This window comes from Natronococcus amylolyticus DSM 10524 (assembly GCF_000337675.1).
Classification (GTDB): Archaea; Halobacteriota; Halobacteria; order Halobacteriales; family Natrialbaceae; genus Natronococcus; species Natronococcus amylolyticus.
This window is the reverse complement of sequence record NZ_AOIB01000038.1, coordinates 30816-47713: the sequence shown is the minus strand read 5'-3', so window position 1 is coordinate 47713 and position 16898 is coordinate 30816. Positions and strand designations below refer to the sequence as shown.

Here is a 16898-nt window from a genome sequence, read left to right as displayed (position 1 = left end):
TTAGTTGTATAGGTGTGGGGTAGACACGAATGCAACTCGATAACTCCAAATCACCTTCCTCACAATATGTCCTGCTCGGGGACGTAGTCGGTTCGAGGGAGATTACCGATCGAGAGGGATTTCGAAAGCAACTCAGGGACACTCGGCAGACGGTCACGGAGTCGTACGAGGAGTCTTTCGCTACGCCGCTTTCCGCTCTGAAAGGTATCGACGAAATCGGCGCTGTGTTGACATCGGTCGAACACCTCTACAGCATCGTCGTCGCGCTCACCGATCACCTCCGTCCACACTCCATTCGGCTTGCGGTCGCTTCCGGGGAGATCGAGTTCGGAGTCGACGACCAGGACGTCTCGCAGATGGACGGGGAGGCGTTCCACCGGGCGACGGAACTCCTGAAATCCATCGAGCGGACCGGTCTTCGGTTCGACCTTGATACCCGGACGGTCCCGCTCGATACCGCAGTTGCAGACGAGATCAACTTGCTGCTACATCTCCGTGAGTCGTGGACCGACCGTCAACGCGACGTAATCGAACTGTACGAGCGAACCGGCAATCAACAAGCGGTTGCCGACGATCTGGACGTGAGCCAGCAAGCCGTTTCGAACGCACTTCGGGGCGCATCGTGGCCATTCGCCGAGACGATCGAGACCCGATTACGGCGAACGCTCGAGGCGTACGGCCGATGACCGGAATCGGTATTGCTCCGGCGGTGACCGATGCTGCGATCATCGTCGCTGCCTACCTCGGAGTGGTCGTGACCAGCGGTTCGGTAGTAACGAGGACACTTTCGTGGGCTGACGCGGAGTACGCCGATACCGTTACCGACACTGATCGCGATATTGGAGTCGTCGTCGGGAAGACGGAGAACGTTCTCCTGTTGACACTGGTCCTCGTCGGTGCGTACACGGCGATCGCGGTCATTTTCGCAGCAAAAAGTATCGTCCGGAGCGACGACATGAAAAATAACAGTCTGTTCTATCTCGCCGGAACACTGGTCAACGTCACGTACTCCGTGATGGTTGGGATCGTGGTTCGGATTCTCGTCGGTGCGAGCGGAACGGCACCGGTGTTTTGACCGGCTTAAAGCTCCCGCTGGCGTCCCTTCGGCACCATCGAGCGCAACTCGCCGTGGACGTACAGTCCGACGCCGATCGGCTCGAGCGCGCCCGCGATCCGGTGGGCGGCGATCAGATATCCCCAGTCGCCCTCCCAGCGCTCGAGCTCTCGGTCCTCGCCCGCGGCGAACGCCCGTGCTTCGTCGGACTCGAGTTCGATCACGCACTCGCCGGCCTCCCGGCCGAAGCGCTGGACGAAGTCCGTCGTCGGCTTCCAGTGCTCCTGTCGGGTTCGCAGACAGGTCATGCCGATCGCCTCGATGGTGATCGGCGAAGGGGCGTCGCCGCCGTAGATCCAGATCTTGCCCGCCCCTTTCTCCCAGAACGTGTAGTCGTCGAACGCCTCGGGTGGGATCGCAAAGCGGTCCGCGAAGTAGTCGACGACCTCCTCGCGGCTGGCTCGGCCCTCGACGGTCCGCTCCGCGGCGGTCGTCGGCAGCCGGCCAAAGCGCTGGCCGTCGTTCTGTGCGAGGTCGCTCTCACTCGCGCCGTCCGCGGCGTCGTCACCCATCAGGCCGTCACCTCCAGTTTCGCGACGAAGAAGCCGCCGGTGTCGTTCTGGTGGGGGTAGATCCGCGCAGTTTGCTCGAGATGGTCGTCGTACTCCTCGTCGTTCCACTCGGTGAGTCCGGGCGAGTGCTCGAGCTCGAGGTCGAAGTCGACGATCCGGCAGTCCTCCCTGTCGAGGGCGTGCTGGACGACGGCCTCGTTCTCCTCGGGAGCGAACGTACACGTCGAGTAGACGACGGTGCCGCCCTCGCGAGTGGCCTGGACGGCCCGCCCGAGAACGCCCTTCTGGATTCCCGAGACCTCGTCGAGGTAGCCCTCCGACCAGCCGTCGAGCGCGTCGGGGTTCTTCCGGATCGTCCCCTCACAGGAACAGGGCGCGTCGACGAGCGCGCGGTCGAACTCGTCGAAGTCGAACCGCTCGAGGGAGTAGTTGCGGGCGTCGTCGTTCGTGACCGCAAGGCTCGTCGCACCGAGCCGTTCGGCGTTGAAGCGTAGCGCCGAGATCCGCCCGAGATTGCTGTCGTTGGCGACGACGGTGCCCCGATCGTCCATCAGCGCCGCGAGCTGGGTCGCCTTCCCGCCGGGGGCCGCACAGCAGTCCCAGACCCGCTCGCCGGGTTCGGGCTCGAGCACGGTCGCGGGGACCGCCGACACCTCCTCCTGGCCGTGGGTGAACCCGTGAAACGACGACCACGTCGAGCCCGGCGAGTCGGTCTCGAGACGCAGCACTCGAGGGTTCCAGTCGACCCCCTCGTAGCCGACGCCCTCCTCCTCGAGGACGGTCGTCGCCCGGTCGACCGAGGCCTTGATCGTGTTCACCCGGACCGCGTTGCCAAGCGGGCGCTCGCAGGCGTCGAGAAACGCCTCGAAGTCGTCGACGATCGGCCGGTACCGCTCGAGTGGCTCCATTGCCCGTGGATTTGAGAGCCCGTCGCTTGTGGGTTTCGAAGCGCCGCCCACGTCGGCACCGTCTTTATGCCGCTCACACGCGATTGTCAGTACATGGCAGGGATTCAGATACAGGACTCCGAGGTATCGCTCGAGGAGCCGACGTTCGTCGAGGGGTTTCCCGGCGTCGGCCTCGTCGGCAAGATCGCGACCGACCACCTCATTCGGGAGCTCGAGATGGAGTACTACGCCAGCGTCGACTGTGAGGGTCTGCCCCGCGTGGGGACCTACCGGGCCGGCGACGGGCGGGTACGCCCGCCCGTTCGGCTCTACGCCAGCGAGGCTCACGACCTGATCGCGCTGCAGAGCGACGTCCCGATCGGTGCACCAGCCGTCGGCAGCGTCGCGAACTGCGTCTCGAGCTGGATCGCCGCCCGGGAGGTGCGGCCGATCTACCTCAGCGGGCTTCCCGCCGAACGCGAGGAGCCCCCCTCGCTGTACGGAGTCGCCACCGGGAGCCAACTCGAGACGCTCGAGGACCACGGGATCGCGACGCCGCCGGAGGACGGCGTCATCAGCGGACCCACGGGGGCGTTGCTCGACCGCGCCGCACAGCGCAACGACGATAGTCTGGGACTGATCGTCGACTCGAGCCCGCAGTTTCCCGACCCCGAGGCGGCGAGCGTCCTGCTCGAGGAGGGGATCGCGCCGATCGCGGACGTCTCGATCGACATCGAGGAGCTCGTCGGTCGGGCCGAGGAGATCCGGGAGAAGCGCGAACAGTTCGCCCGCCAGATGCAACAGCTGAGCCAGGAGGAGAGCTCCCAGGCCCAGCCGCTGCGGATGTACCAGTAGCGACGGCTCGACTCGAGCGGGGGTTGTCGGTGCAGTATCGCGGTTTCTGTACTCGGTCTGGGTCGTGAACCTGGATCGAGCGAATCGTTACGTAGCGCGTGCCCACGTACCTTTTTCTCGTCGGGTTCGCTCGCGCTGCTCGCTCACCACTCTCTGCTCACGGGCGCGAAGCGCCCGTTTGCATGGTCAGTGGGACCACCGGTCCCACTCGACTCAAAAATCTACGCTAAAAAGCCGCTCGCTCCCGATGGTCGCTCGCGGGTGCGATGCTTGAACCGCACCGCAGTGGTATCTGTTTCACCTATATTTAGCAGGCATTTTCTGACAGATCTGAATAGGACGTTCAGTCTCTGATAAATGCAAAGCATGGAGGGGAGCAGGCTTAGAACAGATCTGTGATGGGGAGTGGTCGGTCAGTACAGGGTGGTACTGACTATAGTGACGTGTTATATTACGTTGAACCAAATCAGTAATCCAAACAAAATTGCGAAGATGCCAGTCATTCGGCCAATAATAAACCACCAATCGGCAAACTCGATTTCATTTGGGTCGTTATCCGTTCCAGTGGCCTTTACCTCTCGTTCGATTTGTATCAGCCATTTTGGCTGGAAAAGAGAAACAATCCCAATTCCGATGAAAGCGGCAGCAACCAGAGACGACATACAAACTTGTTTGATTCCGCTATTGTAAGTGTCTTCCCATAATTTAGACCAAATCTAAAAGCAGGGGCGAAGATAGGCGCTCATTACGTACGGGGCTGAGCTGGTAGCTTCCTCTATAAGATGGGCGAAGAAACGACTCTCCCGTGCTGAACTTATCCTCTATATTCAGCAGACTTCTCTCGACAGATATAGGAGGTACCGATTGCTGCGCCGTTACCTACTTGACCTGTACGTATCGGCCCCCGAAGACCGACTACCCGTTGAAACGTGGACGGTTCTAATCGTCCGAACCGAATTACCACGAGTTTGTGGATCGTCTCGCTCCCTTCGTCAGTGCGTGACACAACCCGTCGGGGCTCGAGCGGTCCTCGTTCGAACGCGACGAGACCGACCTGACGGGGGTACGTTCGGCGGTAGTTCTTTCATGATATCCGCTCTCGTACGACACGAATGACGTACTTCGTTACGCTCGAGGGGGAGACGTACGAGGAGGCGCGCGAGTCGTTCTCGTGGGACGTCCCCGACGGGTTCAACGCAGCCGTCGATCTGGTGAGGAAACACGACGATGGCGACCGAGTCGCCCTCCATCAGGCCTTCCCCGACGGACGCCGCGAGCGCTACAGCTTCGACGACCTCGATCGGCGCTCGAGCGCCGTCGCGAACGCCCTCGAGTCGCTGGGGCTAGCGTTCGGCGATCGGGTCGCGGTCGTCGTCCCGCAGAAGCCCGCGAACGTCCTGACCCACCTCGCGTGCTGGAAGCTCGGCGCGGTCTCGTTGCCGCTGTCGGTGCTGTTCGGCACCGACGCGTTACGCTATCGGCTGACCGACAGCGAGGCTCGGATCGCGGTCGTCGACGTCTCCCAGTGGGAGACGATCCGCGAGGTCGCGCCCGACTGTCCCGACCTCGAGGCCGTGCTGGTGGTCGACGGCGAGCCCGAGATCGAGGGCGGGACCGTCGGCGACGCGTCCGTCTCCCGATTCGAGACGGCGATCGACTGGCGGGACGACGACCACGAGGTCGCGGAGACGGACGTCGACACGCCCGCGATCGTCATGTACACAAGCGGGAGCACCGGGAAGCCGAAGGGAGTACTCCACACGCACGGCGTCTGGCTTGGCCACTGTCCCGCCTTCTCGATGTACTTCGAGCGCGACCTCGAGGGCACCTACTGGACGCCCGCCGACTGGGCCTGGATCGGCGCGCTGGGGGATCTGGTCTTTCCGGCCTGGCACTACGGTCAGCCCGTCGTCGGCTTCCCGATGGGATCGTTCGATCCCGAGACCGCGTTCGAACTGCTCGCGGAGTTCGACGTCACGGGTTCCTTCCTCCCGCCGACGGCGATCCGGATGCTGATGGACGTCGACGACCCAGCCGATCGCTACGAGCTCTCCCTGCGGGCGATCTGTTCGGGCGGCGAGCCGCTCACCCCGGAGATCCTCGAGTGGGCCGAGGCCGAACTCGAGGGGACGGTGGTCAACGAGCTGTACGGCCAGACGGAGGCCAACCTCCTGGTGACGAACTGCCGGGAGTGGTTCCCCGCGAAAGCGGGCAGCATGGGGAAACCGGTCCCCGGCCACGAGGTCGCGGTGCTCGACCCCGAGACCGGCGAGCGCGTCGGGGCGGGCGAGGTCGGCGAGATCGCGGTCCGGCGGGACGACGACCCCGTCGTCTTCGCGGAGTACTGGAACGACCCCGAGAAGACGGCGGCGGCGACCCTCGAGCGGGGAGACGGCGACGGGCAGCGTACTGGGGTGCGGTCCGAATCGGACGGGATGCCCGAGGGCCAGGCCTGGCACCTGACCGGCGACCTCGCCGAGCGCGACGCGGAAGGGTACCTCTGGTTCAAATCGCGCGACGACGACCTCATCATCACCAGCGGCTACCGGGTCGGTCCCCGGGAGGTCGAGGAGGCGATCCTCGAGCATCCGTCGGTCGCGCAGGTCGGCGTCGTCGGGGTGGCCGACGACCGTCGCGGCAAGATCATCAAGGCCGTCGTCCAGCCCGCCGCGGGGACGGCGGGGTCCGAGGAGCTACGCGAGGAGATCCGCGAGCTGGTTCGGGACCGACTGGCCGACTACGAGTATCCGCGAGCAATCGAGTTCCGCGAGGAGTTACCGCAGACGACGACGGGGAAGATCAGACGGTCGGAGCTCGAGTAGTGAATCGTTCGACCGGGGGAGCTACATCGAGTTCGAGTTACTCGTTGGGCGAGTAGTTCGGCGCCTCGTCGGTGATGACGACGTCGTGGGCGTGGCTCTCGGCCTGACCGGCCGAGGAGACCCGGACGAACTCGCTGCGTTCCTTGAACTTGGGCACCGTCGCGGCGCCGACGTAGCCCATGCCGGACTGCATGCCGCCCGCGAGCTGGTGGAGCTCGGACTTGAGCGTGCCCTTGTACGGCGTCGCGGCCTCGACGCCCTCGGGGACGTAGTCGTCTTCCTCCTCCGGCTCTTCCTTGAGGTAGCGGTCGGCGTCGCCGGATTTCATCGCGCCGACGCTCCCCATGCCGCGGTACTGCTTGTACTTCTTGCCGTTCATCGTGACGACGCGACCGGGGGCCTCGTCGGTGCCGGCGAAGTACGAGCCGAGCATGACGGCGTCGGCGCCGGCGGCGATCGCCTTGATCGCGTCGCCGGAGTAGCGGATGCCGCCGTCCGCGATGACGGGGACACCGTGTTCGCTCGCGACGTCGGCGACCTGCGCGACGGCGGTGATCTGGGGCATGCCGGCGCCGGAGACGACTCGCGTGGTACAGATGGAACCGGGGCCGATACCGACCTTGATTCCGTCGGCGAACTCGACCAGTTCCTCGGCGGCCTCCTGGGTGCCGACGTTACCGACGACGACGTCGGCCTCGACGGATTCGCTGATCTCGCGGGCGCCCTCGATGACGTTGCGGTTGTGCGCGTGGGCGGTGTCGATAAACAGGATGTCGGCGTCTGCCTCGTCGGCGGCCTCGGCGCGATCGCGCTCGAAGGGGCTGACGGCGACCCCACAGCACAGCTGGCCGTCCTCGTCGCGGACGGCCTCCTTGTACTCGCGGCGCTGGAGGATACCCTGCATCGTCACCAGTCCGACGAGGAGGTTCTCGTCGTCGACGACGGGGACGCGCTCGATCTTGTGTTCGTACATCAGGTCGAACGCGTCGCGTGGGTCGACGTCCTCGTGAACCGTGATGACCTCGTCGGTCATCGCCTCGGTGACGAGGTCGTCCTCGTTGACCTCGAGGTGGGGCCGGATGTCCGTACTCGAGATGATGCCCAGTACTTCCCCGCGCGTGTTGACCACGGGGGCGCCGCCGACGCCCTGGCGGGCCATCTGGTCGTCGATCTCGCGGACGGTCATCTCGGGGTCGGCCGTGACGACGTCCTCGTAGGGGATGACGAGTTCGTCGGCTCGCTTGACGCGGCCGATCTCCTCGACCATCTCGTCGACGTTCATGTTCCGGTGGATGACGCCGAGGCCGCCGTGGCGGGCCATCGCGATGGCCATGCCGCTCTCGGTGACGGTGTCCATCGCAGCCGACAGAATGGGGACCGAGAGCTCCACGGAGCGAGAGACGTGCGAGGAGAGATCGGCGTCGTCGGGTTCGACGCGACTCTCCTTGGGACGGAGGAGGACGTCGTCGAACGTTAGCGCTTCCGGTACCTGGAGTTTCGAGGAGTACGGCTCGTGCTCGGGAGCGTCGTTCGCCATGTAAACTGTCCGAAAGCGTCGGCAAAAAGCGTTGCGAGACCGGGGCGGGGTTGTCAACGGCTGTCGGTGGCGGTGAGTGGTGATTCAGACCGGGGAATCGCCACACGGCGTGTAGAACCACACAGTCCGGGAACGTGCACCACACATTCAGATCAGTTCATCTTTGTCAGGATCTGGGCGTTATTGGCTGAGATACGCCGAGTTGTGCAATCGCTTCTCACGCAACGTTTATTGACTGGCCAATAGACCGTACGTGTATGAACGCTGTGAGTTTCAACAGCTCCCGACCCGTTGGCCAGACGAGCGCTGCCGCCGTCGCCACCAAAATTTTCGGGAACTTTACAGCTAAACTCACAGCGCGGGGCCTCTCGATGGACTGGCTCGCCACGCCCTCGTGGCACTCTCGTTCACACCACCCATCGGCCTCGGGACACGGCCATCGAACCTAAGCGATGAGTGCATCCCAACACCCGATCGCCCTCCGGCTCGAGAGCCTGGTGGGCGGCGATACGAAGCTGTTAGCACTCGTCATGATGCTCCCGCTGATCGACGGGATCTTCCCGGCGTTGATCCTCGCGGGAGCGCTCGACGACCCCCTCGGAGCCGTGCAGATCGGCCTGCTGATCTTCGGAGGAAGCGCCACCGTCGCCGTGATCCTCGCCGAGATGAGCGGGACGCCCCGCGAGCAGATCAAGATCGTCCTGCTGGTCGGCGTTCCGCTGATCCTGCTGGCGGCGCTGCAGGCCGCACTGGCGCCGGCGATCGACACCGTGCTCAACGAGGCCGTCTTCGAGCGGTTCGCGGCGGTCGTCATCCTCGCGATCGCGGCCAAAACCGCGAGCGCGACGATCGGCGAGTACCTGCCAAGCCCCGCCGTGATCGTCGGACTGGGCCTGCTGGCGAGCCTCGAGCCCTCCGGTGCGGCGTTCATCGTCATGGACGACCCCGCACTGGTCGCCAACGCGACGCTCGCGGCCGTCGTCGGCGTCGCCTTCGCGCTGGGGGTCGCCATCAGCGGCCCGTACCTGCGCGAGTACATGGACATCGACCGGTTCCGCTTCGGCAGCGCCGTCGCGCTGGGCCTGCTGCCCCTGTCGCTTCTGGGGATGGCGTTCGGCCAGGCACCGCTGGCGGCGCTGCTGGTCGCGGCGGTCTTCGCGATCGACATCCCGCTCGAGCGCGACGACGACTCGTCCTCGCAGTCGAGCGAGAGCGCGCCGCGGTTCTCGAGCCCGTCGCCCTCCCCGTCGCCGTCGCCCTCGGCCGAATCGGCGCCGGCGGTCGGCACCGGGCCGCTGTTCAACCCCGGCGGCTCGAACTCGAGCTCGAGTCCGGGGTCGTCGGCGTCGACCGACGGCGGACAGGACCAGTCGCCCGCGGAGTCCGCCGACGAGGACTCGAGTGACGATTCGCTCGAGGACGAGGACAGTCCCTTCGACGACGACGAGGAGGAACGGGCCCCCTGGCTCTGAATCGGGGGACGGAGCGCCCGAATCGAAACCACTTTAGGGTGGATCGCCCAACGTAGACTCGAGGGGTCGTGGCCAAGCCAGGCATGGCGACTGACTCCAGAGGCACCGCGCCCGGGACGACACTCCAGACTGATATACTGATCGGACACCTGATCAGTGTCCGTGTGATGACCCTCTGGAGTTCCGAGGCGCGCCGGAGATATCAGTCGATCGGGGGTTCAAATCCCTCCGACCCCATATTCTCGCGACGAACAACGCCGTGAGTCGCGAATATTGGATGAGGGGGGGATTTGAATCAGGGAGCAGCTTTGCTGCGACCGTGGTTCAAATCCCTCCGACCCGTTCTGGATACCGACTAAGAGAGATGTTCTTGAGTTCGACCAGAAGGGCGAACCGCACAGCTGCGGATCGACACGATTCTCTCTCGGCTAAAGTCGAGCAGTTTCGAGAATACGTGGGCGATCGCCGCCGAAGCCCTTGAGAAGTGGTCGACGTCCGGTAACGATCCGACGCTGCTTCGAGGAGCTGAGATGGCCTGGCGGATGCCTGATGGCAGTACCGAGGTCGGGTTCGTCGGCCCCGTCGCCGATCGCTGAACCAGATATTTGGATGCCTAACCCTGTTCCGATAACGTCTACAAATATCGCTTTCTCTTGTCTAACCTCAGGGAGTTTCATCTTGAGCCATTAGATATATCTATAAAAGGTATGAGCATGTATTAACTAACAAATGAGACTTCATCTCCCGGACCAAGGTAATGGAAGTATGGTGATAGTTGAAAAAGAGGAGGGGCCGATTCTCTTTTTCGATCTTGGACAAGCGACATATGGTGAAACAACTTTCAAAAGTTACTACAGTAGAACACTAGGATATTTATCAAATAATGACCATATATCTCTCCAGAATAAGGAACGGCCAATAGATATCGTTATATCCCATCTTCACAAGGATCATTTTAAAAATTTGACTACTGAATTTATAGAGACATTAATAGATGAGACCGAAGTCTCGCTTCACGGCATTTGGTCGCCTCCCGTAGATATATTACTTACTACAGAAGATAGGACCAATCAAATCGATCAATCAGGTGGTATACCACCTCTTAATGAGATCAATTCAGATATAGCCGAATTATTTGATAAACTATATGAGTTTTCGTCATCAAATGAACAAGCAAAGAAAGCACAGGTTTACAACCACTTTATTACCTCTCATCGGACAAGTAATTCTCTTGAAGAGACTTTCGAGATCGACTGGTTGTCACCACCGTCTACAACAGTTCAGGATTACGAAAAAGGTTTAGAAAAGCTTGGAATCACGGATTTTGACTCCTTCTCACCTGTATTGAACGCTAATGCATACATTCAGAAGCTAAGTAAAGACAGAGGTGAAATAGAGCTAGCTTCAGGACACCTTATCCCTTTTCTCTATTCTCCAACCTCCTTACTATTGACTCCACAAGAATCTTTTGAGAGATATGGCTTGGATGCTATTCTCCCGGAGAACGATGCTGGTTCTACCGATAACGTGTTTACAAATCTTGACCCAGTTATCAGCCAGTATATTTCTGATGGGGAAAATAGTGACATAGCCAATAGAGTTAACACTATATTGAAACTAAAGGATATAGAAACGGGTACTACAGCCCTCCTTACCGGAGATGCAACCTCGGAAACTCTTTCCTATCTTTTAAGCGAACATGAAGAAGAATTGAAGGATGTTAATTTACTTCAAGTCCCTCATCATGGAAGTAACAATGGGAATATATCCCCCATCTTCTTTTCGACGGTTCGTGCTGACCATGCGTTCATCGCGCATGGCTCTTTAGAGGAATATGGTCACCCTCGTCCTGAAACATTGGCCGACCTGATTCTCGCTGGCACAGCCTTTGTTCATCAGGTCACCGCCTCTAATGATTTTATGTATACTGATGAAGGGAGCCAAGTGTTCTCAAATAAACGGGCACTAGGTGAAGAAATCAGGAATATAATAGATGAAAACATAATAATTCCTTCAAGTGACTTGGTTGAAAACCTGACTGCCGATGAAATTATTAAAAAATACAAAATGGCGGATATAGATAACGTAGGGCTGAACAGGACCATCTATGATATTTTCTCAAAGAGTGATTTTGAGGTGAGATTCGGAAAGTACGGGAAGGAGATCACAGTCCATGATATACTTGACCAACTAGACATTGACACTAATATTGGTTTAATCGAGGCTTCAAGGCATCTATCATCAATTAAAGAAGATCCACTTTTATTAGATATACTAGAACAAAAACGGCCAGTTATTGTCTGTCCACCCGATATTCGGCTTAAGGACCTGTCAGAAGCCATTCGAAAGCTTGGAGAAGAAGAAAGAATTGAAAGGCTCTATAAAAGAGACGACGTTATAGTTGATAGGACTGAAGAACAAACAAAAACGCTTGAAACAGACGAAGAGATCGCAAGACATATTATAATATTTGAGAGTATAATGACTAGTGACTCGGACTTCTTGGCGGATCATCCTCCAAAAGATGCAGATATAAAACAATTATTACACTATGATGAAACCACCCGTGAACACGTTGAAGAATTACGAGGGACGAAAATAAAAAATCGGCAGATATTACACGATATATATACTCAGACTGAATCACCTCCCCCAGAAAGGATGGAATCAGATTTTAAGGCTGGTGATCTTCTAGGATTCACTCCTGAAAGATTAGATAATAGAAATTCTTTCAAGAAATCAGACACTCATACCCGCCATTATCCTGTAGAAATGAGTTCAGGATTCCTATCCAACGGAAATGATTATCTCGGTTGGGTTATTGAAAATCATCCGGAGTACACCAATATACCATCTCACAAATTCATTGCAAGAAGAACTATTGAATTAGTTTCTCAGAAGTCCTTTCTCCAAATGAAATATTAAAGAATATGGTTAGAAGAAATGTAAGAAAACATGAAATCTTCTCGATGAATGACGAGGGTCGTTCAATACCAACTCGTCTCTATTCCCCAGACGGAGCCGCCATGTGTATATTTGATGAATCATTAGATAATGATAAAAAAGATGGAGAATTTGTTGAATTATTTGATAGAATGGTCGCGTCGGAGGAAGAACTGCCGACTGATCTTTAGCCATTTTTCGAGTCTGGAATAGAGCGGGAAATATTACGACCGTTGGTATTTTTTGAATACACGTTCAAGCTTTCCTCTGACGGAGAGATTAGTTTGTACTGTATTGGGCCAACAACCCAGGGGTTGCACGCCGACAAATTCTATTCCCCGAATATGCACACGAGACGCGAACCGCCGTGTGCATATCTCGAGTCGATCCGTCAGCTAGACCACCGTTCTTCTACGATGATCCGAAAGGTTCGGCGGGTTTTGGGGCGAAATGGGCCGTTCAGTGAGTCGAAAAAACTAGACTATTGGGGGTCGTGTGTACGAGAGCATGCGAATACGAACCGATGGCGACTATGCTTGTCGACGAGACGCGATCGAACGAGCGGCCGAGTTCTACGATTGTAACAAGATGAAGGCTGTGGTGAGTGCCTACGACGATGTTCCACATTTTGTCCGTGCAGCTCGCCAGGTCCTCGAGCGGGACGACCCCACCCTCGAGCAACGTCGGGAGATCGCCGAGACACTAAGCACTCGAGCAGTTACGTTCGAGATTGATTCCAAGATCGAAGTCAGCACCGAGTAACAGGTTCGGCTAACACAATCCGCTACAAAGCCCACCTGCAAAACGTCGTACTCAGAAGTACAGAGGCTACGGTGGAGTTCGCCTGACTCGTTCGCTGGGTCTGATGCAGCTGACGAAATCAATTTCCTGTGTCATGGTTCGGTGATTTTCCAGGCAATGACTGCCCCGTGCTGATGATGCGGGTGACGAAGACCATCGAATGGCTCGATGCAAACCGTTTCGATTGGAATGTCGTACCAGTACTTTACGTCGAGAGTGAATTTCTCGGCGATTCCCTCTGCACAGAGATTCGTATACATTTCATCGTTAGCCTCGTAATAGAGTCCGAGCACCCCACACGGAAAACCGAATCCGGACTCTACCAATTTCTGGCAGTCTGTTAGCATCGTAGAAGAGCTCCGCTCCGGAAATGGACTGAAGACGCTCTTGTACATGTTCGGATCGATATTTCCGTTATCTCGTCTGAAACGGATGAGCTTCGCCTCAATCGGCAACAGATCACCATCGTCATCCAAGAGCAAATCGACGCGGCGATTGGAGTTGGGATAGGGTTGTTCGTGTTTGATCGACTCCCCGATAGATGCCCGTTGTTCAACCTCCTCCCGTATCATTTTGATCTGGTTCTCCTCTTCAAATGGGCCGATACCAGGTCTCCACCTGCTATGTGTGGCTCTCTCATCGACGGACGGGATCGCGTCCGCGAAGGCCCGTGCCAACAGTTGGATTCGACAGCTCGAGCGATTCATGATGCCTCCGGATGGTGTTCCAACGACGCGGTTAAGATCGTACCGGAATACCTCGCTTCGAGCGACTGCCTACAACCCAAAACACTGAACACGCTAACACCTACCCCTCAAACATGAGCTGGGACGTCGACTACGAGAACGAGGACTCGATCGCGCTGGCCCACGAGGACGGCTTCGTCCTGTTCGCCAAGCGGGGGATGGACCAGGGCGACCACACGAACTGGACTCTCGAGCTGACCGACACCGACGACGGGACCGAGTTAGTCCAGGAAACCCACCGGATCTCCAACGAGCAACACCTCTGGTCGGTGATCGAGAAGTACACCGATCTGTACCCGGCCTAGCAAGGACTCTCGAGCCAGCCAACACTCTCGAGCCCACCTTCACCCCCTCGAGCACATTGCCTCCCCGAGAATCAGTCCGCGTCGACGGAGACGCGCTCGACGTTCGTCGACCCGCAGCGGGAACAGCACTGCTCGGCCGACTCGGTCAGGATGGAGCCACAGTCCTTGCAGGTGCCGCGGGTCGTGTCGCCGACCCGTGTCCCACAGAGCGAACAGACCCGTCTGGTTCCTCGGAACTGGGTGCCGCAGTCCCGACACGCGTAGACGCTTTTCATGACTGACTACAGTGACATTCGGTGTCTCGACACAAGGGCGTTTCGTCCGCCCCATTCACTCGTTCAACACAGTTTTTATTTCCTAATATTTCAAACGTGATGGAGGGTTGAAAATTGCAGAGAGTTTATGCTTGGCGCGATAGAATTACTGCTGAGATGGCGCCATCAACTCGTCGGGGGAACGAAACGACGGCCGCCGACTCGAGTCGGTACGAGGCGGTCGCCGATCTCGCACAGCGTGCCCTCGCGGACGACGACCTCGACACGATCCTGCAGGAGACGACGGGTGCCGTCGCCACCGTGATCGACGCTCGATCGCTGGCGGTCCTCGAGCGGCTTCCGGGGGGGAGCCGCGCGACGATCCGCAGCCACGTCGGCCGCCACCCGGCGGGAGGCGAGGCCGGAACGGTTCCCGCGACGTCCGAGAGCTGGATGGGAACGGTGCTCGAGCGAGGAGCCGTTACCGTCGACGACCACCGAACGAGCGACGTCGATCCGCCGACCGAACGCGAGCCGGGAAGCAGCGTCGGGATCCGAATCGACGCCGACGGCGAACCGTGGGGCGTTCTCGAGGCCCACGCAACTAACCCTGGGGCGTTCGGGGACGGCGACGTCGCATTCCTCGAGCGTATCGCCGACGTGCTCGAGACCGCACTCGAGGTGGACTCGGGGCGACGGCGGCCGAACGCCGACTCGAGGACCGAGGACGGACGGGTCCTCCGCGCGATCGAGACCGCACGGGAGGGGATCGGCGTCCTCGAGTCCGGCGGCGAGTTCGCGTACGTCAACGAGGCCTACGCCGAGCTGTACGGTTACGAGCCCGCGGCGATGTGCGGGATGCACTGGGAGGAGGTCCACCCGCCGGGGATGATCAGGCGGATCTACCGGAAGGTGTTCCCGCAGCTCTCGACGACCGGCGTCTGGGCCGGGCAGACGGTCGGGCTGCAAAGCGACGGAACGCGATTTCTCAAGGAACACAGCCTCTCCTCGACGGCCGACGGCGGGATGGTGTCGATCGTCCGGGACGTGGTCGAACGCCGGCGGCTCGAGTCCGAGTTCGAGGAGATCTACAGCCGGATCACCGACGCGGTGATCGGCCTCGACGTCGACTGGACGTTCACCCACGTCAACGACCGCGCCGCGGAGCTGATCGGACTCGAGGACCGGGAGCTGCTGGGCCGCTCGTTCTGGACGGTGTTTCCGGACGTCGACGAGACGTTCGAGGCGGAGTGTCGAACCGCGATGGAGGGCCAGGAGCCGACCTCCTTCGAGGAGTACGTCCCCGCCCTCGAGTCGTGGCTCGAGGTCAGCGTCTACCCCTCCGAGACGGGACTCTCGATCTACCTCCGGGATATCACCGACCGCAAGACCGCCGAGCGCGAGCTTCGGGAGAGCAACTGGGCGCTCCGGCAGCTGTACGAGATCACCGCCGATCCGGAGCGATCGTTCGAGGAGAAGGTCACCGAGCTGCTCGAGCTCGGTCGCGAACGGCTCGGCCTCGAGGTCGGGTTCGTCGCCAGCGTCGACACCGAGGCAGGTCAGTTCGATGTCGTTCACGCCACGGCGAACGACCGGGTTCGACCGGGGAAGACGGCGCCGCTGTCGGAGACCTACTGCCGGCAGACGATCGAGACGATGGAGCCGTTCGTCCTCACCGACGCGCCCGCCGAGGGGTGGGCCGACGACCGGGCGTACCGGCGGTGGGGGTTCGACACCTACGTCGGCTGCGAGATCCCGGCGGGCGACGGCACCCGGACGGTCTGTTTCGCCGACGACGACGCCCGATCGGAGCCGCTGACGCCCGCCGAACGGGGGTTCGTCGAACTCGCGGCCCAGTGGCTCAGCTACGAACTCGAGCGCCGCCACCACCAGACCGAACTCGAGGAGCTCGTCGGCGAGCTGGAGGCCTCGAACGAGCGCTTAGAGCAGTTCGCCTACGCCGCCAGTCACGACCTCCAGGAGCCCCTGCGGATGGTCACGAGCTACCTGCGGCTGATCGAGGACCGCTACGGCGACGAGCTCGACGCCGACGGCGAGGAGTTCCTCGAGTACGCCGTCGATGGCGCCGACCGCATGCGCGAGATGATCGAGGGGCTGCTCGAGTACTCCCGGGTCGACACCCGCGGGGACTCGTTCGAGACCGTCGACCTCGAGTGCGTTCTCGAGGCGGTCCGATCCGACATCCGCGTCCAGATCGCGGAGTCGGACGCCGAGATCACCGCCTCGCCGCTGCCCCGAGTTCGGGGTGATTCCGGGCAGCTGCGCCAGCTCTTCCAGAACCTTCTGAGCAACGCGATCAAATACAGCGGCGACGGCCCGCCCAGAATCGACGTCTCGGCCGAGCGCTCGCGGGCCGACGGCTACTGGCGGGTCGCCGTTCGCGACGAGGGCGTCGGGATCGATCCCGAGGAGAGCGAGCGGATCTTCGACGTGTTCCAGCGCCTGCACGGCCACGACGAGCCGGGAGCCGGGATCGGGCTCGCGCTCTGTCAGCGGATCGTCGAACGTCACGGCGGGGAGATCCGGGTCGACTCAGAGCCCGGCGAGGGGTCGACGTTTACCGTGACGCTGCCACCCGCCGGGAACGCGACGGCCGAATCGTAGCCGTCTGTCGCCGGGTTTTTATCAC

The 16898-nt window shown here is 60.0% G+C and carries 14 protein-coding genes and 1 tRNA gene; 10 read left to right on the top strand and 5 right to left on the bottom strand.

What is annotated here, in order from left to right; all coding sequences use genetic code 11:
• Positions 1-29: 29 nt before the first annotated feature.
• Positions 30-686 (top strand): SatD family protein, encoded by a 657-nt coding sequence (locus C491_RS19475; protein ID WP_049892384.1) that lies wholly within the window; start codon positions 30-32, stop codon positions 684-686.
• Positions 683-1075 (top strand): hypothetical protein, encoded by a 393-nt coding sequence (locus tag C491_RS19470; protein WP_005559505.1) that lies wholly within the window; start codon positions 683-685, stop codon positions 1073-1075. Before C491_RS19475 ends, C491_RS19470 begins: the two co-directional genes overlap by 4 nt.
• 5 nt (positions 1076-1080) lie before the next feature.
• Here C491_RS19470 and C491_RS19465 read toward each other — a convergent pair whose 3' ends face one another.
• Together C491_RS19465 and C491_RS19460 are read right to left on the bottom strand one after the other, a co-directional pair.
• Entirely contained in the window at positions 1081-1626 is a 546-nt protein-coding gene (locus tag C491_RS19465; RefSeq protein WP_005559503.1) for a DUF7122 family protein, read from the bottom strand.
• Positions 1626-2534 (bottom strand): RsmB/NOP family class I SAM-dependent RNA methyltransferase, encoded by a 909-nt coding sequence (locus C491_RS19460; RefSeq protein WP_005559501.1) that lies wholly within the window; start codon positions 2532-2534, stop codon positions 1626-1628. Before C491_RS19460 ends, C491_RS19465 begins: the two co-directional genes overlap by 1 nt.
• Positions 2535-2627: 93 nt before the next feature.
• Here C491_RS19460 and C491_RS19455 point away from each other — a divergent pair, with 93 nt between their 5' ends.
• A complete protein-coding gene (locus tag C491_RS19455) occupies positions 2628-3368 on the top strand; it encodes a proteasome assembly chaperone family protein (RefSeq protein WP_005559498.1) in 741 nt (246 codons plus the stop codon).
• 1112 nt (positions 3369-4480) lie between these two features.
• Positions 4481-6190 carry an AMP-binding protein gene (locus C491_RS19445; protein ID WP_005559494.1) on the top strand — a complete coding sequence of 570 codons (1710 nt, stop codon included), beginning with the start codon at positions 4481-4483 and terminating at the stop codon, positions 6188-6190.
• 37 nt (positions 6191-6227) lie between these two features.
• On the opposite strand, the gene guaB is transcribed toward C491_RS19445, so the two are convergent.
• The gene (gene guaB, locus C491_RS19440) at positions 6228-7727 is read right to left on the bottom strand and encodes an IMP dehydrogenase (protein ID WP_005559492.1); all 1500 of its coding nucleotides are present in this window, start codon (positions 7725-7727) and stop codon (positions 6228-6230) included.
• 452 nt (positions 7728-8179) lie between these two features.
• Here guaB and C491_RS19435 point away from each other — a divergent pair, with 452 nt between their 5' ends.
• The 4 genes from C491_RS19435 (at position 8180) to C491_RS23890 (ending at position 12904) form a co-directional block, all read left to right on the top strand.
• Positions 8180-9199: a DUF5794 domain-containing protein gene (locus C491_RS19435; protein ID WP_005559489.1), complete on the top strand. Its 1020-nt coding sequence runs from the start codon at positions 8180-8182 to the stop codon at positions 9197-9199.
• A 62-nt stretch (positions 9200-9261) separates the two neighbouring features.
• Positions 9262-9436, top strand: a tRNA-Trp gene (locus C491_RS22785).
• Between the two features lie 528 nt (positions 9437-9964).
• Positions 9965-12124 (top strand): hypothetical protein, encoded by a 2160-nt coding sequence (locus C491_RS22780; RefSeq protein ID WP_152421389.1) that lies wholly within the window; start codon positions 9965-9967, stop codon positions 12122-12124.
• Between the two features lie 525 nt (positions 12125-12649).
• Positions 12650-12904, top strand: a complete 255-nt coding sequence (locus C491_RS23890) for a DUF7692 domain-containing protein (RefSeq protein WP_049892410.1) — start codon at positions 12650-12652, stop codon at positions 12902-12904.
• Positions 12905-13035: 131 nt separating this feature from the next.
• Here C491_RS23890 and C491_RS19425 read toward each other — a convergent pair whose 3' ends face one another.
• Entirely contained in the window at positions 13036-13620 is a 585-nt protein-coding gene (locus C491_RS19425) for a transcriptional regulator (RefSeq protein ID WP_206537580.1), read from the bottom strand.
• 143 nt (positions 13621-13763) lie between these two features.
• Between C491_RS19425 and C491_RS19420 the strand changes: the two genes are divergently transcribed.
• Positions 13764-13994: a hypothetical protein gene (locus tag C491_RS19420; protein WP_005559483.1), complete on the top strand. Its 231-nt coding sequence runs from the start codon at positions 13764-13766 to the stop codon at positions 13992-13994.
• A 71-nt stretch (positions 13995-14065) separates the two neighbouring features.
• Here the strand turns inward: C491_RS19420 and C491_RS19415 are convergent, their stop codons facing one another.
• Entirely contained in the window at positions 14066-14269 is a 204-nt protein-coding gene (locus tag C491_RS19415) for a hypothetical protein (RefSeq protein ID WP_005559481.1), read from the bottom strand.
• Positions 14270-14425: 156 nt separating this feature from the next.
• On the opposite strand from C491_RS19415, the gene C491_RS19410 reads away from it, so the two are divergent.
• A complete protein-coding gene (locus C491_RS19410; RefSeq protein WP_005559479.1) occupies positions 14426-16873 on the top strand; it encodes an ATP-binding protein in 2448 nt (815 codons plus the stop codon).
• The last annotated feature ends 25 nt before the right edge of the window (positions 16874-16898 follow it).

What these genes read in the sequence shown, in the direction of transcription:
- C491_RS19465 (WP_005559503.1), bottom strand. Translation starts at nt 1,626, where the DNA reads ATGGGTGACGACGCCGCGGACGGCGCGAGTGAGAGCGACCTCGCACAG.
- C491_RS19455 (WP_005559498.1), top strand. Translation starts at nt 2,628, where the DNA reads ATGGCAGGGATTCAGATACAGGACTCCGAGGTATCGCTCGAGGAGCCG.
- C491_RS23890 (WP_049892410.1), top strand. Translation starts at nt 12,650, where the DNA reads ATGCGAATACGAACCGATGGCGACTATGCTTGTCGACGAGACGCGATC.
- C491_RS22780 (WP_152421389.1), top strand. Translation starts at nt 9,965, where the DNA reads ATGGTGATAGTTGAAAAAGAGGAGGGGCCGATTCTCTTTTTCGATCTT.
- C491_RS19415 (WP_005559481.1), bottom strand. Translation starts at nt 14,269, where the DNA reads ATGAAAAGCGTCTACGCGTGTCGGGACTGCGGCACCCAGTTCCGAGGA.
- C491_RS19475 (WP_049892384.1), top strand. Translation starts at nt 30, where the DNA reads ATGCAACTCGATAACTCCAAATCACCTTCCTCACAATATGTCCTGCTC.
- C491_RS19435 (WP_005559489.1), top strand. Translation starts at nt 8,180, where the DNA reads ATGAGTGCATCCCAACACCCGATCGCCCTCCGGCTCGAGAGCCTGGTG.
- C491_RS19445 (WP_005559494.1), top strand. Translation starts at nt 4,481, where the DNA reads ATGACGTACTTCGTTACGCTCGAGGGGGAGACGTACGAGGAGGCGCGC.
- C491_RS19410 (WP_005559479.1), top strand. Translation starts at nt 14,426, where the DNA reads ATGGCGCCATCAACTCGTCGGGGGAACGAAACGACGGCCGCCGACTCG.
- C491_RS19420 (WP_005559483.1), top strand. Translation starts at nt 13,764, where the DNA reads ATGAGCTGGGACGTCGACTACGAGAACGAGGACTCGATCGCGCTGGCC.
- guaB (WP_005559492.1), bottom strand. Translation starts at nt 7,727, where the DNA reads ATGGCGAACGACGCTCCCGAGCACGAGCCGTACTCCTCGAAACTCCAG.
- C491_RS19460 (WP_005559501.1), bottom strand. Translation starts at nt 2,534, where the DNA reads ATGGAGCCACTCGAGCGGTACCGGCCGATCGTCGACGACTTCGAGGCG.
- C491_RS19470 (WP_005559505.1), top strand. Translation starts at nt 683, where the DNA reads ATGACCGGAATCGGTATTGCTCCGGCGGTGACCGATGCTGCGATCATC.